Origin of the sequence: Mesorhizobium sp. WSM4906 (assembly GCF_029674625.1) — a bacterium.
In the GTDB taxonomy this organism is placed as follows: Bacteria; Pseudomonadota; Alphaproteobacteria; order Rhizobiales; family Rhizobiaceae; genus Mesorhizobium.
Genome location: NZ_CP121355.1, coordinates 1,417,561 through 1,434,058 on the forward strand (window position 1 = coordinate 1,417,561; position 16,498 = coordinate 1,434,058).

Consider the following 16,498-nt stretch of genomic DNA (forward strand, 5'->3'; position numbering starts at 1 on the left):
TGCTAATGCACGCCAGCGATGGTGGAGGAGCCACAGTGAACATGCACGCAATGAATACCGCCCCCCGTTCGGAAGTTGACGCTGCAGATGTGAACCAATCGGTGCCACAAATTCAGTTCAGCAGTGTTACCAAGATGTACGGGAGTGTTCCGGCGGTCAGGGATCTGTCGCTGACCGTGCGTCGCGGCGAGTTCTTGACGATTCTCGGCCCGAGCGGCTCGGGTAAGACCACTACCCTGATGCTCTTGGCCGGCTTTGAGGCCCCGAGTTCGGGTGATATTATGATCGCCGGCCATTCAGTGGCTTCGGTCCCGTCCTACCGGCGCGATCAAGGAATTGTGTTCCAGAGCTATGCGCTGTTCCCGCATCTCACAGTGGCTCGAAACCTGGAATTCCCTCTCGAAATGCGGGGCATGGCTCCCGATCAGAGGAAGGTTCGGGTAGCCCGTATGCTTGAGCGCGTGCATCTAGGGGAATTCGGCGGTCGCATGCCATCCCAATTGAGTGGCGGTCAGCAGCAGCGCGTGGCGCTAGCCCGCGCGCTGATTGCCGATCCACCCTTCCTATTACTTGATGAACCGCTTGGCGCACTCGACCGTAACCTGCGTGAGCAGATGCAGATCGAGATGAAGAGCTTGCACAAGGAGTTCGGTATCACGACGGTGTGCGTTACGCATGACCAGGAGGAGGCGCTTACTCTGTCAGACCGGATTGTTGTAATGCGCGCAGGACGTGTCGAGCAAATCGATACACCAGAGGCCCTCTATGATCGGCCATCATCGTGCTTTGTCGCTAAATTTCTGGGTGAGGCGAACATTCTCGAGGATGCCTTGTTGCTGGCCAGAGGGGGCAACGCGCCGCAAATCGGCACCGTTGCGATGATAAGGCCAGAGCGCATCAGTGTACTTCCGAAGACTGCGGAGTGGGCTCAAACGGACCAGCGGCAATATGTTGCCGGTGCGGTCGACGATATGATTTTTGCCGGCCCTCTGCGAAAATACCATGTTCGCGTTGGCAACAATGTTCTCATCGTCCGGGAACATGTCGCGGCAGACCAACCTGTTTTCCAGCCAGGCGAGGAGGTTTGCCTCACGTGGCTGCGGTCAGACATTCGCTTCGTTTCGCCATAAGCGATTGATAAGGGATATCCATGAAGCTTTTGCGCAGAATGGCCAAGGTGCCACTTGGGTTAACCGCGCCCGCGTTCGCGCTTTTGCTTGTGGTTTTCGGTGCCCCTATAACCTTGCTTTTCCTAAGCAGTGTCAATGCCCCCGATTTCTCGTTCCAATACTACGGAGCGTTTTTCGCCCAGCCAGCTAATGTGCGGGTGCTCTTTCAAACGATAGAAATAAGTCTGGTCGCAACTGCCATCTGCTTAATCGTAGGCTATCCAACCGCGTATCTGATCGTCACGGCATCCAAGACTCTGCGCATGACGCTCATCGCTCTCGTGATCATCCCCTATTTGACCAGTGGGCTGGCGCGTACCTACGCATGGATTGTTATTCTTGGGGATCGCGGGGTCATCAACAACATCTTGCTGGACGTCGGATTGATCGATCGACCTCTGCAACTCATCTATAACCGAACCGCGGTCTATATTGGCATGGTCCACATCATGCTGCCGATGATGATACTTCCCTTGGTTAGTGCGATGATGGGGATCGATCGGTCCTTGATGGCTGCTGCACGCAGTATGGGAGCGGGACCTTTCACCGCTTTCAGGCGTGTATTTCTCCCCCTTAGCATTCCAGGCGCACGGAGTGGCTCGCTCCTAGTTTTTGTGTTCTGCCTAGGATTCTATATCACGCCGGCGGCACTTGGGGGATTGCGCGATGCCATGCTTTCAACCTTCATTGCGGCCGAGGTGAATAGCTCGTTCGATATTCCGCGCATTGCCGCTGCGTCCTTCATCCTTCTCGGGTTTGCCATTGTGGTGCTTTCCATGGTCGGGCTTGACCTCTCCGGCAAACAAGAGCAAAGCCAAACTCGAGCTCCGAAGGGCTCGATGTCCCGACTACCCATTGTTCTTGTTATCAAACGAAACTTCAGCGAAATTCTGCGTCCCTATCGTGTCAAACGGTGGACGGGACGGCGCTACGTGCCTGGGGCGGAAAGGCGATGGCCTAAAGTCGTCGCGATCGTTTTTATCGTTTTGGTGATGGCCTTTCTTTTATTCCCAGGGATAATCGTTGTCATCATGTCGTTCAGTTCCGGGGCATTTTTGCAATTTCCGCCTTCGGGCCTGTCGCTTCAATGGTATCGCTCGTTTTTCGGCGATGCATCTTGGAGCGGAGCAGCTTGGACCAGCGTCGAGATTGGTGTCGAGGTAGCTGTTATTTCTACTCTATTGGGAACACTTGCTGCTTTCGGATTGAGCCGAATAAGCGCAAGACTTCGCGGCGTGCTGACAATGATCATAATCACGCCTATCACCTTTCCAGTTATCGTGGTCGGTATCGCGACTTATCTGGGTCTCATCCAGATTGGTCTAATCGGCACAAAGGGTGGTATCGCCCTCGCTCACAGTATCGGCGCTGTTGGAATTGTGGTGGTGATCGTTTCTGCGACGTTGGCCAACTTCGATCGGACGTTAGAGCAGGCGGCCAAGAGTATGCGTGCCGGACCACTGCAAACGTTTTTTCGCGTAACACTGCCGTTAATCAGGCCGGGAGTGATCGGCGGCGCCATGTTCGCATTCCTCCAGTCATTCGATGAAGCGGTCATAACGTCTTTGGTCGGCGGTCTGTCGGTGCGGACGTTGCCCTTGAAGATGCTGGAGAATATCCGCCACCAAATCGACCCGACGATTGCTGCAGTCGCTTCTCTTTTGATGCTTCTGCCTTTAATCTGGATGCTTGTCCTCTATGCCGTCTGGTGGCGTTCTCGACCGAGCATGCAGCGAACATTACAGGAAGCCGCTGCCTAACTGGCGTGGCAGATCCACTTCCTGATGATGCGTCCGACCTATTCCTACGGACTGGCGACAAGCATCTGTTCGGGGCTTCAACGGGCGGATAAAATGGCCACCTGGTCCAAAACGGAAACCAGTAAAGCTCTTGCAATTATCATCTGGCACATGCGGATCAAGGATTCGGACTATGTCTGGGATCGGCCGGCCTTGCTCGCCAGCAAGCTCAGACCTGCCGATCCTCTTGCTGCGCGCCAGGATGGAATTCGAGGTCAACGGCGCTGACCGGATCGCACAGATCCTTCGCCCGTCTGAACAACGAACAGCTAGCCAACGTCAACCGGCTGATCGCGCGATTTCTGAAATCGGCTACCCACCGCGACTTTGACCTTCCTCCTCCCTTAGTGCACCGGGATCAAGGTGACGAACCAAGGGACAGGTCAGCAGAGCGAGCCCTGGTCATCTGAAAACGCGATGGTGCCGTCTCGGACATTATATTGGCGAAGTGGTGACCGCGTGTGCATAGTTCCAGGCGAAAAAAATAGCCGTGTACAAGACCATATGCCCGGTCAAAGTCGCCAGATCACCCGCAATAGGTTAAGCAATGAACGAAGCACCACATCTTACGTTTGATCTCGATGCGCATGGCGTGAGCAGAGGACACCTCGTTGTGCCGGGAGGCGCCGACCATGAAGAGTTCTCGCTTCCGGTTTTTAGTCTTAATAAGGGCGATGGACCGCGCCTTCTTATCACCGGTGGGAATCATGGCAATGAAATGGAGGGGCCATTAGTCGCGCGGCGGCTTATCGAGTGGCTGCCACAAGCGCAAACCAGTGGTAGGATCATCGTGCTGCCAGTGCTTAATCCATTGGCAGTTCAAGCATGGAGCCGCAATACTCCGCTTGATGGTTTGAATCTGAACCGCGTGTTTCCGGGCCGTGCCGACGGGTCTGTTACGGAACGAATCGCGGATGCGGTTTCACGCGTATTGTTGCCAAATGCCGACATCGTTTTCGATCTGCACAGCTTCGGCCCAACGTGGGATTTTCCCCCGGCGGTCATCACGCATCCAATTGCTGATGCGGATCTCATGGCTAAGACGCTCGCAATGGCAGCGGCATTTAAGCTGCCCGTAACATTGCTCTGGCAACATGACGACACGGCTGGGATGTTCGACAGTTGGGCACATAGCCTAGGGAAGGTATTCGTTTGCGCGGAATTCGGCGGTGGTACGGTTAGCGCAGAAGCTCTAGCGATTTATGAAGCTGGAGTTCGCAACGCGCTCGTTATGCTTGGACTCGTCGAAGGAAAAGTCGAGGACGTGTCTTTCCGTAACAAAAGGTCCAGTCAGACCCTTGAGACGCTGATATCAGACGAGTTGAAATCGCCCGCGCAGGGTATCTTCGAACCTCGCTGCTCTGTGTTGGATGAAGTGAGGTCGGGAGATCTTATAGGTATCCTACACTCTATGGATTCTGTTTCCGCTCCGTCCATTGACATCCGAGCGCCTGGGCCATCAATCGTCCTAGCCATAGGATCGGGCGCGCATGTCGACCGCAATGAAGGGGTAGCCATCCTTGCGCGGCCGCTGCATAACTAGAGGTACAGATTAGCCGCGCCTTGGCCAGCTGTAGTAACTCCGGTATGAAGGCACTGGCCTCGACTGGAGCTTATAGGCCAGCTCCTCGGATCGATCAGCGGCTGATCCTGTCTTCCAAAATCATGCCAAAAAGATTGCTTGATCCTTGATCGCTTGGTTTATACTAACCATGGTTGAAAGTGGCGGTCCGAGATGGGAGCTGGCCGGACGGATTGATCGCCTAGCTTCTGTTATGGAAGCAGGGGCGACGATCCGGCGCACCGCGACCAAGAGGGGAGGCGGACGGTGCCGTCCCCGCTGACGCCCGTAAAACAACTTTATCGTATCTTAAAACGAGATGGGCACGTTCGGGGCTTTATATTGGCAAAACCGATTCCGAACGGGGCATAACTTAGGACAGAGCGCGCAAATCCGGCCGCAGCTCATAGCTTGGCCAAACTCGAGTATAATTCAGTGCAGATCAAAGACGTCATTCTCACGCCCGGCAACGGCGCCTTCTTTTATGACGATCAAGCTGCCATTAGGGCAGGGGTTGGCCAGGACGGTTTTGTTTACGTCGGCGAGCCATTGACGCCCGGCTTCCGTGATATCCGTGTTCCGGCAGCTTGCTTAAGCGTCGGGCTTGTCCTGGAAGACGATATGGTCGCCTGGGGCGATATGATGGGAGTGCAATACTCAGGGGCTGGCGGGCGTGACCCCCTGTTTGACGTCGGAGCCATCATGGATCTCACGTCACGTGTTGTTGTCCCGCGGCTCTTAAACATTGATGCGTCCAGCTTTTTGACAGCCTGCTCCAGTGTCTTCGATCTCCATACTGGGAAACGACTCCCACTATGCATCGAATATGGGGTCAGCCAAGCCCTTTTAAGCGCTGCTGCCCATGCTGCGCGTCGTACCATGGCGGAGGTGGTTTGTTCGGAATTTTGCCTATCCATGCCGCATCGTCGTGTCCCAATTTATTGCCAGAGCGGTGATGCGCGCGAAATCAATGTCGATAAAATGATCCTGAAGGGGGTGGATGTGATCCCGCATGGCCTCATCAACTCGCGTAGCAAATTCGGCGTTGGGGGAGAAACCTTTCTGGATTTCGTCAAATGGGTGGCGCACCGCGTCAAGCAAATCGGCCAACCAGACTATTCTCCGGTGCTGCATTTCGATGTGTACGGCTGGATCGGTATGGAGATCGGGCTCGACGTCCAGCGCATCGCCGACTTCATCAGTAAGGTTGCTGACGCGGTTCCGGAGTTCACGGTGAATATCGAATCGCCAGCCGACTTCGGGTCTACGCCGGCGCAGGTCGAAAATTACGGGCAGATCGTCGGCATTCTGAATGCGCGCGCGTCACGTGCGCGCATCGTTGTCGATGAACGCTGCAACACCTTAGAGGATGTGCGTCTGTTTGCGGAGGCTAAGGCGACCCATCTCGTGCAGATCAAGACGCCGGACGTGGGCTCGATCGCCGACAGCGCCCGTGCGGTGCTTCTGTGCAAAGAGAACAACGTGGACGCCTATGTGGGAGGCAGCTGCAGCGAGACGGATCTCTCCGCGCGAGCGACGGTTCACATTTCGGTGGCAACACAGGCGGACATGATGCTCGCGAAGCCTGGCATGGGCATCGACGAAGGTCTTTCCATTGTAGGCAACGAACAAAATCGGTTGCTCGCCATGCTTGATCGGCGTCGGGCACAAAACCTGAAAGCCGCGTAGGAAGCGCCCTGATGCTAAACAGTCTCAAGGACATCACGGTTGTGGCGGTCGAACAGGCCGTTGCAGCTCCCTACGCATCGTCTCGCCTTGCTGACGCAGGCGCCCGGGTGATCAAGGTCGAAAGGCCCGAAGGGGACTTTGCCCGAAACTACGACAAGCTGGTGCGGGGGCAGAGCGCGTACTTCGTCTGGCTCAACCGGGGTAAGGAGTCGGTCTGTCTAGACCTGAGGTTGGAGGCGGATCGCGCCGTCCTCGACACGCTCATTGCCAGTGCTGATGTCTTCATCCAGAATCTAAAGCCGGGCAGCATAGAAAAACTGGGGTTCGCGTCCGCTGATCTGCGTCGACGATATCCGCGGCTGATCACCTGCGACATTTCTGGTTTCGGGGAGTCAGGGCCGTATTCCCATTTGAAGGCCTACGATCTGATCGTCCAGGCCGAAACAGGTCTATGCGCTATCACCGGCAACCAACAGGGGCCTGCGCGTGTAGGGGTCTCGGTTTGCGATATCTCGGCGGGCATGACAGCGCACAGCGCCATTCTTCAGGCACTGTACCACCGCGAGGTCACCGGCGAAGGGACCAGCATCCAGGTGTCACTGTTTGATGCCGTCGCCGACTGGATGAACGTGCCGGTTTTGCAAAATGATTACAGCGGCTACCAGACGGTACGCGCAGGCGTGAAACACCCGTCGCTCGCGCCGTATGGTGCCTATCGCTGTGCCGACGGCAAAGAGGTCATCTTTTCGGTTCAGAATGACCGCGAATGGGTGAATTTCTGCGAGAAATTCCTGAAGCAGTCCGGGCTCACACGCGCACCTGGTTTTGCTGACAATATGGAGCGCCTCGCTCATCGTGCGCAACTTGATGAGATCATTGAACAGCGGTTTTTTGAACTATCCTGCCACGATGCGATGCAGGAGCTCGAGGCGGCCGGCCTGGCATATGGCCGACTGAACGAAGTGGTGGATGTTTCAAAGCATCCACACATTCGCAGGGTGCAGGTTGGAACACCCGATGGAGCCGTCGAGACGATAGCGCCGGCGGCGATTTTCAACTCGGAGCTCCCCTCGCTTCGCCCAGTCCCGGCTCTTGGCTCTCATACCGAGGCTGTCCGCGAGGAGGTGCGGGCGCTTTTGCGCGAAAGAGCCGCGTCAGCGTGAGCGCGCGTTTCAGTAAGGTGAGACTGCTCGCGGTTTACAAAATGCCTGTGTACCTCGGATCATTTCAGCGCACCGGCCGCCTAGAAAGCTCACTGGCAGCGCCCGCGCTAAAATCGGCCGCAAAGGCGTCTCCATGATCAAGGACACCTTTGCGGCCGTTGAAGGCGCGATGTCTGTACCGCGCTGGAGATCCCTGCTCTTCGTTCCTGTTCACGTTCCGCGCTTTGTAGAGACGGCCCATGAGCGGGGCGCAGATGGCGTCATTCTCGACCTGGAGGATTCCGTGCCCCAGGATCGGAAAGGAGAGTCACGGCAGCAGCTTCCTGAATGCGTGGCAGAGGTGGGCCGGAAAGGCGCATCTGTTTTGGTCCGCGTGAATCATGGTCTGCGCGCCTTGGCGGCCGATCTCGATGCAGCCGTGATGGCGGGTGTTGACGCACTGGTTCTTCCGAAGACGGATTCGGCAGAGTGGGTTATAGAGATCGCGAATGCGGTTTCGGAACTAGAACGTGAAAGAAATCTTCCGCAGGGAGGCATCCGGTTCCTTGCCCAGATTGAGACCCCGGGCGCCTTGCAAAGGCTTGCGGCCATTGCGTCGGCGCATCCAAGGATGGTCGCAATGGCGCTTGGCCCTGAAGACTTCAGCGCCGCTGTTGGCGGCGCCCCAGGATTCGACCTTCTTTTGACGCCGAACCTTTCTGTTCTGTTTGCCGCCCGCGCGGCCGGCTTGCTCCCGCTGGGCTTCATAGGAAGCATCGGCGAGTTCTCGGACACGCATAAACTTCGTGAGGCCGCGGTGCGGGCGCGGCGGCTTGGCTTTGCCGGAGCTTTGGCGATCCATCCGACACAGGTGGCCATATTCAATGAGGCTTTCTCGCCAAGCGCCCAGGAGCTCGAGTGGGCCCATAAAGTTGTCGCGGCGGCAAATGATGCCGCCACGCGTGGACTGTCCGCATTCTCGTTGAATGGCAAAATGATAGATCCGCCAGTGGTGCGGCGCGCCCACGAGATCCTGATTCTTGTGGGCAACAACTGACTGGCCTGTTATCAGCGGCTGAACAGGAGCGAATGGCACTACACCGCGCCGGGCAAGCCGATGCAAAATGGCTACGCGATTCCCTCAACGGCCGAATGCGAGACGAGCTGTTGAACGATGGCCTGTTCTTCGGCCTCGACCACGCCCGCAGTGCCACTGCCGAATGGAGGCAGGACCTAAATCCTGTTCATAACACTCATCTGTCTATGTCATTTGAGTGAATAGGTTTTGCTGATCTGGATGCGATCCCATGGGGTATTTTGGGTTTTGCCGCGCGCGATGAACGATGCGCTGAGCCGCCGGTTCGTCAAGCGTTGATCGGCTGAAGACCCATGGACCGTCCGGCAGAGGATGAACGCCTTCGATCGACGCGAGTCCACCGAAGGCGATGCAACGCGGCTCGCCATTGTCAAGCAGACCACGCCAGCAGGAATAGCGCGGAATGTTGTGCTTGGTTCCCGTGTAGCGGACCGTCAGCTCGCGGCCGCAGCGCCGGCAGCGGACAAGGTCGGCGAGCAGAGCGTCGCCATGCTTGGGCGCCCCGTGATGCCGGCTCGTGGGCACGTGGTCGCTCACCATCTTGCGGATCGCTTCCGCCTTTCCCAGCCGACGTAGCCTTCGTGTGCACCCGGAATCAGCGCCAGCATCTCGCGCCTTACGGCGGCTGCGCGAGCGAATGGCGGCATCTGCGCGGTCTGCGCGTCGTGCGGGTTGGAGAAGATCGAACTGATATGTCGTAGGCTGGCGCGGTATGGACCTCTCCCCGGTTCGCTTCGTGAGGACCCGATGCTGCGCCCGAATCCTCCAATTGCGATGGGGTGTGGGAATTGGCCGTCGGGTCCTGCAGCAGTGTCACCAAGACGCCAAGCGTTCTGGGATCGATATGTGGGGCAGGGCAATGCGCCACGCGGTGCAGACCGCGATCAAACATCCAGGCCGGAACTTCCAGCCACCGATCGGAGGCGTGGCGGGAGAGACTGCAGCGGAAAACCTCCCGGTCGGCGTTCTCGATCACCTCATGAACGTGAACACAACGCCCGGCCCAAGGATGCCACGGATAAAGAAACTTGCGTTCCTCGGTCCTGTGGGTGTTCTTTCCTGGTGTTGTTCAACACCGTGAGGCCGCATTCCTCGCTCGCTATTTGACCCCGGCGGTCTTCGCCGGAACCCTCGCCGCAACCGGCTCCGACGCTGCACTCAATGAAGGCTTCGCGCCTCCGCCCGTTGCTCAAACCGCGCCATAACAGAAACGGCCGAGGCTAATCGCCACTGGTTGAAAGTTCAGTGGCAGGTCAGAGGGTCTGGCTCGACGGCCTTAGCTTCAGGCTATCCGGCCAATCCCGGCGATCACCCAGCGACACGATGACTGACCAGTGCTCAGCGCCACCGCCGGAGCTGCAAAAAGAGTTGCGTATGATTGAGCGTTCGACCACGTTGCTGTCGATCTTGATATGGCCTCGTCCAGGATGCGCGAGAGGCGCTTCCCAGCGCGAGAGCGTGTAGGGGATCGCCGCTGTGAGCTTGGTCTTCTGACTGATTTGGCCGAGCTTCTCTAGCCGCCCTGGGTCCAGTGCCGTGATGGTTGAGCACTTTTTGCCTGCGTGCAGCAAGGCCTCGTTGGCCTCGGCTACGGATGTCATCCTCGATCTTTTAGAGTTCGCGGATCCTTCTTAGCGCCTCGATCGGGCGCGGCATGGCAGAAGGCGAGCGTGAAGCCGCTTTTCGTCGGCCAGCAAGCGATGGCCCGCTATAGCCGTCGACCTGCAAGTTCCGGTAGAGAGCCTGCGAGATGAGCGATCGCACGCTGGGCCTTTTCGGTCCGGCGCATAGACATAAGACGCCCGGCGGTCCGCTCCCTCCCTAATCAGTCATCGCGGGCATAAATCCAGAGTAGGCCTGTCTTCGTCTTGCCGACCCCGGAACGAGCACCGGCGCGGTCGTCGCACGTCGGCGAAGAGTTTTGGCGAGGACTTCGGTTTTGCTAAAGCAACCGTTCATGGACCAGACGTAGGTGCCAGTCCGGCGCGGCCGACTACCGGCGCTGCCAGCAGCCTGGGCAAGCGAACCAAATTGTAGCCCGCCAAGTTATGCCGCGCCCGCGGTGGCACATCCTCGCAGCTTGACCTTGGCCATGCCGTCTGAGGTCTTGACTGACCGAACCCTCCTCTGACCCCTTAGGGCAGTGCTGACTGAGATCATAGCCCGGATGGCGCTTCGTGCGGTCATCGATCGCTATACGCGAGGCTTGTTGCTTTCTGCTCAAATGGGCGTTGAAGGCAACGCGCGGCGTGATCTTGCTCTTTGCAGGTCCTTGACTGGCGCGTCCTAGGCTTCGCCAGCGCCAGTCGATGCGCCGTCGCGGCGTCTGCGGTCCAACATAGCGAGAGCGGCATCACGCTCGCCTGTGCCAGGCCTGGGTATGAAACTTTCCAGTCAAGCCGGATTGGCCAGCACCTGGGTGCATAACCAACCTGTTGTCGCGGCTTCATTAGCATGAGGTGCCCGGAAACGAAGATACGTATGGACCCCGCCCCGCTTTCCAATTGAGCCTAGGGGCTGCTGATTCCTTCTTCGCCAAGGGTCGTGAACGGCGTGATCGACCAATGGATTAGGTTGATGGGACGATGAGTGTCGCCTCGGTCGAGCAATGGTGGATGAAACTGCGATGACATGTCCGATAGGATCTCTGTAATCGCCCTGCCTGACGCCCTGCCTTCAGGTTTTCGACATAAAATTTCACCTCGGTCACACCTGATCTTAATGTCGCCAGCGATCTAATCCAGTGTGCCAGGAATGAGGTACCGTACGGCCGCACTGCGAGAATGCCTTCTTCGCAAATCCCAGTCCTCGCCGTGACTGCTAGGTGCAATACTGCAAGCCAGCTGAACCAATTGAGGATCTGTCCCCTCATCGAGGCGCGGATTGACTTGGATGACGACGGGTCCAGGCTTCGTCCACGGAGTTCAATGTTCGTTGGCCCAGCTGAGGCCGTGAGCTTGCAAGCAATTCTGTGACACGTTGACGATACGATCATGCTCGTCATTAGTCAGCAGGGTTGGTTGGACAATTCACCTCTCGGAAGAGGAAATGGGGTGGCCGGCCGAAGTCCGCCAGCGGCAATAGCAATGACCTCCTTTCCCATCTTGTTAGCGCCGCTGGTTGCAATGGCGCTTGGTACTGAAGACTTCAGTGCAGCTGTTGGCGGTGCCCCAGAACTCGACCTGCTTTTGACGCCGAACCTTTCCGTTCTGTTCCCCATGCGGCAGTCTCGGCTCGATAGGAAGCATCGGCGATTCTTAGACAATGATAACTTCGTGGGGCCGCAGGCGATCCATTTAAACATCGATGGGGCTTTTCACCAAGCGCACAAGAACTCGAGGGACCCGTCGTGTCCTCGCGGCGAAAAAGATGCGACGGCGCAAGGCAAAGGCGCGTTCACATTGGACGGGAAGATGGTCGATCTACCGGTTATTCGAAGGGTCCGAGAAATCATCTCCATGGATCAGGGCGCCGAGTTGGCCGGTTGAAGCCTCGGCGGGTTGGGTCCATTCTGGACACATAGGTTACGGTTTTGGTCAAACCACACTGAGATGACACGACAGTTAGGCGTCATGTCGCTCTGCAATTATTGCTGTCGCGCCATCACATTTCGAGATAGATTACATCATTGCAGTCCGCCCTCGGAAGAGTACCCGTGGAAATCAGGCAGTTAAGATACTTTGTTGGCGTGGTCGAAGCAGGCAGTTTCACGAAGGCCGCTGGCTTTCTGAATGTCGCCCAGAGTGCGCTGAGTCTGCATGTGCGCCAATTGGAGGAAGGCTTCGGCACTCAGCTGCTGATACGCGACAGGACCGGCGTGAGCGTGACGGCGTCAGGAGCCAAACTCCTGGAGCGGGCGCGGGCGATTCTCAAAGAAATTCGAATTACCGAGGTGGAATTGACCAACACAGCCGCTTCCCCCGCCGGGGAGGTGACTATTGGCATTCCGTCTGGAGCTGCTCGCGTCCTGAGCGGTCCGCTGCTTGAGACGGTAAGACACGAACTGCCCAAGGTGTCCCTCAAGATGGTCGAGGGTATGACGGGACCGCTAGAGGAATGGATGGCGGCTGGACGCTTCAATCTGGCGGTTCTGTACCGCACTGCGGACAGTGTGGGGCGAATGACTGTGCTAGCGCGCGAAGACCTTTGTCTGGTGGTTCCGTCCGGCGAGCCACCGTTTGAAGATGCGATATCTCTGGCCGACCTGCATGCATTCCCCCTGGCGGTTCCCATGCGCAACAACAATGTCAGGCGTTCGGTGGCTGATGTCGTCGCACAACACGGTTGCGCGATGGACGTCAAGTTTGAAGTGGACTCGCTCTCAACGATCATCAACATGGTCGTAGAGGGAAAAGCGCATTCTATTCTCGCCCCGTCTGCCGTTCAGAAAGAAGCCTCTCAAGGGCTGGTCCGGACGGTCAAGATAGTCGATCCGGTAATTACCCGCTCCGTGGTGCTTGCTGTAAATCCCAAAGATGAGCGTTCTGCGGCCGTTTCTGCGGTCCGCAAGCTCATTCCGAAGGTCGCCAGAGAATTGATTGAGAGCCGGGGCTGGGTAGCATCGGCTCCTGACGCGACCTGAGAACCATCGATCTGTAAACAACGGCATGACTTCCTTCCTGTCGGAACAGATCGATCTGGATTCCAGATGGATTTAGGCACTAATCGATATTTGACCCGCTGCGACCATCGCGATGAAACTGGCTCAAGCGAGCTCAGCGGCTTCGAAAATTGAAACGGCGCTCGCATGGCCAGAATCACAAGTGGAGCCCGCGATGTCCCACGCCAGGAGCTACGAGCTCTTCATTAATGGCAAATGGCGAGCCGGTGGTAGCCGAGCCACTTTGCCGGTGATCAACCCGGCGACGGAGAAGGTATTTGCCTCAGTGGCCTCGGCTACGGTTCCAGACTTGGATGAAGCTCTTGCTTCGGCAGAACGCAGCCGCAAGGCGTGGTCCTCACGCCCCGCCAAAGAGCGTGGCGAGATCCTCGTCTCTGCCGCCAGCAATCTGGCTGAGAAAGCTGGCGCCGCAGCCAGGGACCTGTCGTCCGAACAGGGAAAGACGATTGCCGAAGCAACAGGAGAGTACGCGCGCGCAGTCGAAACGCTGGAATGGAATGGCCGGCATGCCGATGAGTTGTCGACCCCGATTCCGTTGGGTCCGAACAGGATGATCGTCCCGGAGGCCCTCGGTGTCGTCGCTGCCTTTACGCCGTGGAACTATCCAGCCGTTCTCATCGCCCGCAAGCTCGCCCCCGCGCTGGCGGCAGGCTGCCCGGTGATCCTCAAAGGGGCCGAAGAGACGCCAAGCGTGGCTGTCCATGTCGTGGAATCTTTGCGTCAAGCAGGGATACCGGAAGGCGTGGTCAACCTGGTGTTCGGTGTTCCTGTGCATATATCACGGCATCTGCTCAGTTCGCCAATTGTCAAAGTCTTGACGTTCACGGGGTCGACCGCTGTTGGGAAACAGCTGGCCACACTGGCCGCGAATAATCTGCAGCGCTGCATCCTTGAGCTCGGTGGACATTCCCCGGTTATTGTGTGCGAAGATGCCGACCTGGCAACGGCGATACCGGCTATTTCGGAATACAAATTCGAGTGCGCGGGCCAGAGTTGTAATGCGCCCAGCAGGATTCTTGTCGCCCGATCCCGCTATGAGGAATTCCTGTTCCGGATGACGGAGGCGGTCCGAAAAATCAGGATCGGTCCACCGGATGACCCTGCAACGCAGATGGGTCCCATGGCAAACGCGCGGCGAATCGAGGCCATGCAACGCCTGACCAAAGATGCGGTAGAGGGCGGCGCCCAAATCGAGACCGGTGGCATCCCCCTTGACCGACCGGGGTTTTACTGGCCGCCAACCATCCTGACTGGCGTACCGAAGGAAGCGAGAGTGCTTCATGAAGAGCCGTTCGGACCAATTCTCACCGTGGCTCCTTTCGATACGATCGAAGAGGCGATCGATGAAGCCAACGCCACGGAGTACGGTCTGGCCGCCTACTTGTTTACTGGCGCGGCCGATACGCAACAGAGGCTTGTGGGCGGTCTTTCTGCGGGCGCTGTTAGTGTGAATTACCTGAAAGGGGTTTCCGCTGATGCCCCTTATGGAGGAGTCAAACAAAGCGGCTATGGATATGAAGGCGGCGAGCAGGGGGTGCGAAGCTTCCAGATTCTGAAAATGGTCAATGGCCTCGGTTCATTTGGATAAAATCCGGTGGGAAACAGAACACGGACCATGGCCGGTAGCGACATCACAAGGAGCGTCGCCGACGCCCTTCAGTACATCTCGTACTATCATCCTCCAGATTATATCCGGTCTCTTTCTCACGCATACACGCGAGAACAGAGCCCGTCGGCGAAGAATGCCATAGGTCAGATTCTGCTGAACTCCCGCATGGCGGCCTTTGGGCGGCGCCCGATTTGTCAGGACACCGGACTTGTGGTTGTCTTCGCAAAGGTCGGCATGGATGCCCGCATTAAGTCAACAGCCAGTTTCGCGGATCTTGTGAATGAGGGCGTACGTCAAGCCTATCTCGATCCGGACAATCCCCTTCGGGCATCGATCGTTGCGGATCCCCTCGCTAGACGGGTCAACACCCGCGACAACACACCGGCAGTTGTCCATGTCGACCTGGTGCAAGGTAACCAGATTGAGATCACCATCGCCGCGAAAGGCGGCGGGTCGGAGAACAAGGCACGTTTTACCACCCTCAATCCCACCGCCTCCGTTTCCGACTGGGTGGTCAATACCGTTTCGACCCTTGGCAGCGGGTGGTGTCCACCTGGACTGATCTCTGTCGGCATCGGTGGTAGCGCTGAAAAGGCGATGCTGCTGGCCAAGGAGGCCATGAACGAGCCCATAGATATGGCGGAACTGATCGCAAGGGGGGCGTCAAGCGCAGAAGAGGGGCTGCGGATTGAGCTTTATGAGCGGATCAACGCGCTTGGTATCGGCGCCCAAGGCCTTGGTGGTCTGACGACAGTCGTTGACGTCAAGGTTGCGACCTATCCTACTCATGCAGCGTCCAAGCCTGTGGCGCTCATCCCGCAATGCGCCGCCAACCGGCACCTGAAGTTTACTTTGGACGGCTCTGGACCCATCAGCCTCCAGCCGCCCGATTTGCGCGAATGGCCCGACATCGGAGCCGACGAATTGAACCCAGCCGGCGTCCGGCGGGTCAATTTAGATACGCTTACGAAGGAAGAGACGGCATCGTGGCGCTGCGGTGAAACGCTCCTGCTTTCTGGAAAGATGCTGACGGGCCGTGACGCTGCCCACAAACGAATGGTCGAACTGATTGATGCCGGCAAGCCGCTCCCAGTCGATCTGAGGGGCCGCGTGATCTACTACGTCGGTCCCGTCCGGGCAGTGAGGAATGAAGTCGTTGGACCCGCCGGTCCAACAACCTCCAGCCGCTTGGACGATTTTACGGACAAGGTGCTCGCCGAAACCGGCCTTTTCGCGATGGTGGGCAAAGCGGAGAGGGGACCGGCGGCCATCGCGTCGATTGTAAGACACAGAACGCCATACCTTGCTGCAGTGGGTGGCGCTGCGTACCTGATTTCAAAGTCGATTAAGGCGGCGCGGATTGTCGCCTTTGAAGACCTGGGCATGGAAGCCATCTATGAATTCGATGTGCAGGACATGCCCGTCGTCATGGCTGTCGATGTTGAGGGAAACTCCATTCACAATTCCGGGCCTCTTGAGTGGCGTAAGCGTATGGCAGCCGACAGCATCGCACGCAACATCGGTGTTTGAGTCTTTCCGGTTGGGCGATTTCGGCCAGACCCGAGCGCCAAATTATCGGGCAAGCCATAAGACGAGCGGCATTTGCGGTGCCCTGCGCCTCGGCGAGCCGGCCAAGCAAGGCCTTCAATTCACCCTAATAGTTGAATGTGCGAGTGAATACTGCATTGAGTATGCCGTCCATGCGATCGAGGGTCGAATGCAGTCGCGCGTCTATCAAGTACGGCAGCGAGATTCAAGAAAATCGGTTATCTATTTATCATGGTCTCCGCCGCCGCCGACTATTCTCTCCAG

General features: G+C 57.5%; 13 protein-coding genes and 1 pseudogene. 12 read left to right on the plus strand and 2 right to left on the minus strand.

The window, feature by feature from the left end:
- Positions 1-41: 41 nt before the first annotated feature.
- The 8 genes and pseudogenes from QAZ22_RS06675 to QAZ22_RS06710 all read left to right on the plus strand — a co-directional run.
- Entirely contained in the window at positions 42-1,130 is a 1,089-nt protein-coding gene (locus QAZ22_RS06675) for an ABC transporter ATP-binding protein (RefSeq protein WP_224570037.1), read from the plus strand.
- A gap of 20 nt (positions 1,131-1,150) precedes the next feature.
- A complete protein-coding gene (locus QAZ22_RS06680; protein ID WP_063169314.1) occupies positions 1,151-2,929 on the plus strand; it encodes an ABC transporter permease subunit in 1,779 nt (592 codons plus the stop codon).
- A gap of 24 nt (positions 2,930-2,953) precedes the next feature.
- The gene (locus tag QAZ22_RS06685) at positions 2,954-3,196 is read left to right on the plus strand and encodes a hypothetical protein (protein ID WP_127273917.1); all 243 of its coding nucleotides are present in this window, start codon (positions 2,954-2,956) and stop codon (positions 3,194-3,196) included.
- A 319-nt stretch (positions 3,197-3,515) separates the two neighbouring features.
- Entirely contained in the window at positions 3,516-4,511 is a 996-nt protein-coding gene (locus QAZ22_RS06690; protein ID WP_063169313.1) for a succinylglutamate desuccinylase/aspartoacylase family protein, read from the plus strand.
- A 453-nt stretch (positions 4,512-4,964) separates the two neighbouring features.
- Positions 4,965-6,218 carry a methylaspartate ammonia-lyase gene (locus QAZ22_RS06695; RefSeq protein WP_063170371.1) on the plus strand — a complete coding sequence of 418 codons (1,254 nt, stop codon included), beginning with the start codon at positions 4,965-4,967 and terminating at the stop codon, positions 6,216-6,218.
- Between the two features lie 11 nt (positions 6,219-6,229).
- A complete protein-coding gene (locus QAZ22_RS06700) occupies positions 6,230-7,381 on the plus strand; it encodes a CaiB/BaiF CoA-transferase family protein (RefSeq protein WP_063169312.1) in 1,152 nt (383 codons plus the stop codon).
- A gap of 133 nt (positions 7,382-7,514) precedes the next feature.
- Positions 7,515-8,417 carry a CoA ester lyase gene (locus QAZ22_RS06705; protein ID WP_210326668.1) on the plus strand — a complete coding sequence of 301 codons (903 nt, stop codon included), beginning with the start codon at positions 7,515-7,517 and terminating at the stop codon, positions 8,415-8,417.
- A gap of 24 nt (positions 8,418-8,441) precedes the next feature.
- Positions 8,442-8,566: pseudogene (locus tag QAZ22_RS06710) on the plus strand (integrase core domain-containing protein); the annotation flags it as partial.
- 55 nt (positions 8,567-8,621) lie between these two features.
- Here QAZ22_RS06710 and QAZ22_RS06715 read toward each other — a convergent pair.
- Together QAZ22_RS06715 and QAZ22_RS06720 are read right to left on the minus strand one after the other, a co-directional pair.
- Positions 8,622-8,996, minus strand: a complete 375-nt coding sequence (locus tag QAZ22_RS06715) for a zinc ribbon domain-containing protein (protein ID WP_063169311.1) — start codon at positions 8,994-8,996, stop codon at positions 8,622-8,624.
- Positions 8,997-9,709: 713 nt separating this feature from the next.
- Positions 9,710-10,057, minus strand: a complete 348-nt coding sequence (locus tag QAZ22_RS06720; RefSeq protein WP_063169310.1) for a transposase — start codon at positions 10,055-10,057, stop codon at positions 9,710-9,712.
- A gap of 1,485 nt (positions 10,058-11,542) precedes the next feature.
- On the opposite strand from QAZ22_RS06720, the gene QAZ22_RS06725 reads away from it, so the two are divergent.
- The 4 genes from QAZ22_RS06725 to QAZ22_RS06740 all read left to right on the plus strand — a co-directional run bounded on the left by QAZ22_RS06725 (position 11,543) and on the right by QAZ22_RS06740 (position 16,216).
- The gene (locus QAZ22_RS06725) at positions 11,543-11,944 is read left to right on the plus strand and encodes a hypothetical protein (protein ID WP_063169309.1); all 402 of its coding nucleotides are present in this window, start codon (positions 11,543-11,545) and stop codon (positions 11,942-11,944) included.
- Positions 11,945-12,111: 167 nt separating this feature from the next.
- A complete protein-coding gene (locus QAZ22_RS06730; protein WP_063169308.1) occupies positions 12,112-13,038 on the plus strand; it encodes a LysR family transcriptional regulator in 927 nt (308 codons plus the stop codon).
- A gap of 193 nt (positions 13,039-13,231) precedes the next feature.
- A complete protein-coding gene (locus QAZ22_RS06735; RefSeq protein WP_063170369.1) occupies positions 13,232-14,665 on the plus strand; it encodes an NAD-dependent succinate-semialdehyde dehydrogenase in 1,434 nt (477 codons plus the stop codon).
- A gap of 27 nt (positions 14,666-14,692) precedes the next feature.
- Positions 14,693-16,216 (plus strand): fumarate hydratase, encoded by a 1,524-nt coding sequence (locus tag QAZ22_RS06740; protein WP_063169307.1) that lies wholly within the window; start codon positions 14,693-14,695, stop codon positions 16,214-16,216.
- Positions 16,217-16,498: the final 282 nt, after the last annotated feature.

Coding starts and splice junctions, on each gene's coding strand:
- QAZ22_RS06675 (WP_224570037.1), top strand. CDS start 42: ATGCACGCAATGAATACCGCCCCCCGTTCGGAAGTTGACGCTGCAGAT.
- QAZ22_RS06680 (WP_063169314.1), top strand. CDS start 1,151: ATGAAGCTTTTGCGCAGAATGGCCAAGGTGCCACTTGGGTTAACCGCG.
- QAZ22_RS06685 (WP_127273917.1), top strand. CDS start 2,954: ATGATGCGTCCGACCTATTCCTACGGACTGGCGACAAGCATCTGTTCG.
- QAZ22_RS06690 (WP_063169313.1), top strand. CDS start 3,516: ATGAACGAAGCACCACATCTTACGTTTGATCTCGATGCGCATGGCGTG.
- QAZ22_RS06700 (WP_063169312.1), top strand. CDS start 6,230: ATGCTAAACAGTCTCAAGGACATCACGGTTGTGGCGGTCGAACAGGCC.
- QAZ22_RS06705 (WP_210326668.1), top strand. CDS start 7,515: ATGATCAAGGACACCTTTGCGGCCGTTGAAGGCGCGATGTCTGTACCG.
- QAZ22_RS06715 (WP_063169311.1), bottom strand. CDS start 8,996: ATGGTGAGCGACCACGTGCCCACGAGCCGGCATCACGGGGCGCCCAAG.
- QAZ22_RS06720 (WP_063169310.1), bottom strand. CDS start 10,057: ATGACATCCGTAGCCGAGGCCAACGAGGCCTTGCTGCACGCAGGCAAA.
- QAZ22_RS06725 (WP_063169309.1), top strand. CDS start 11,543: ATGACCTCCTTTCCCATCTTGTTAGCGCCGCTGGTTGCAATGGCGCTT.
- QAZ22_RS06735 (WP_063170369.1), top strand. CDS start 13,232: ATGTCCCACGCCAGGAGCTACGAGCTCTTCATTAATGGCAAATGGCGA.
- QAZ22_RS06740 (WP_063169307.1), top strand. CDS start 14,693: ATGGCCGGTAGCGACATCACAAGGAGCGTCGCCGACGCCCTTCAGTAC.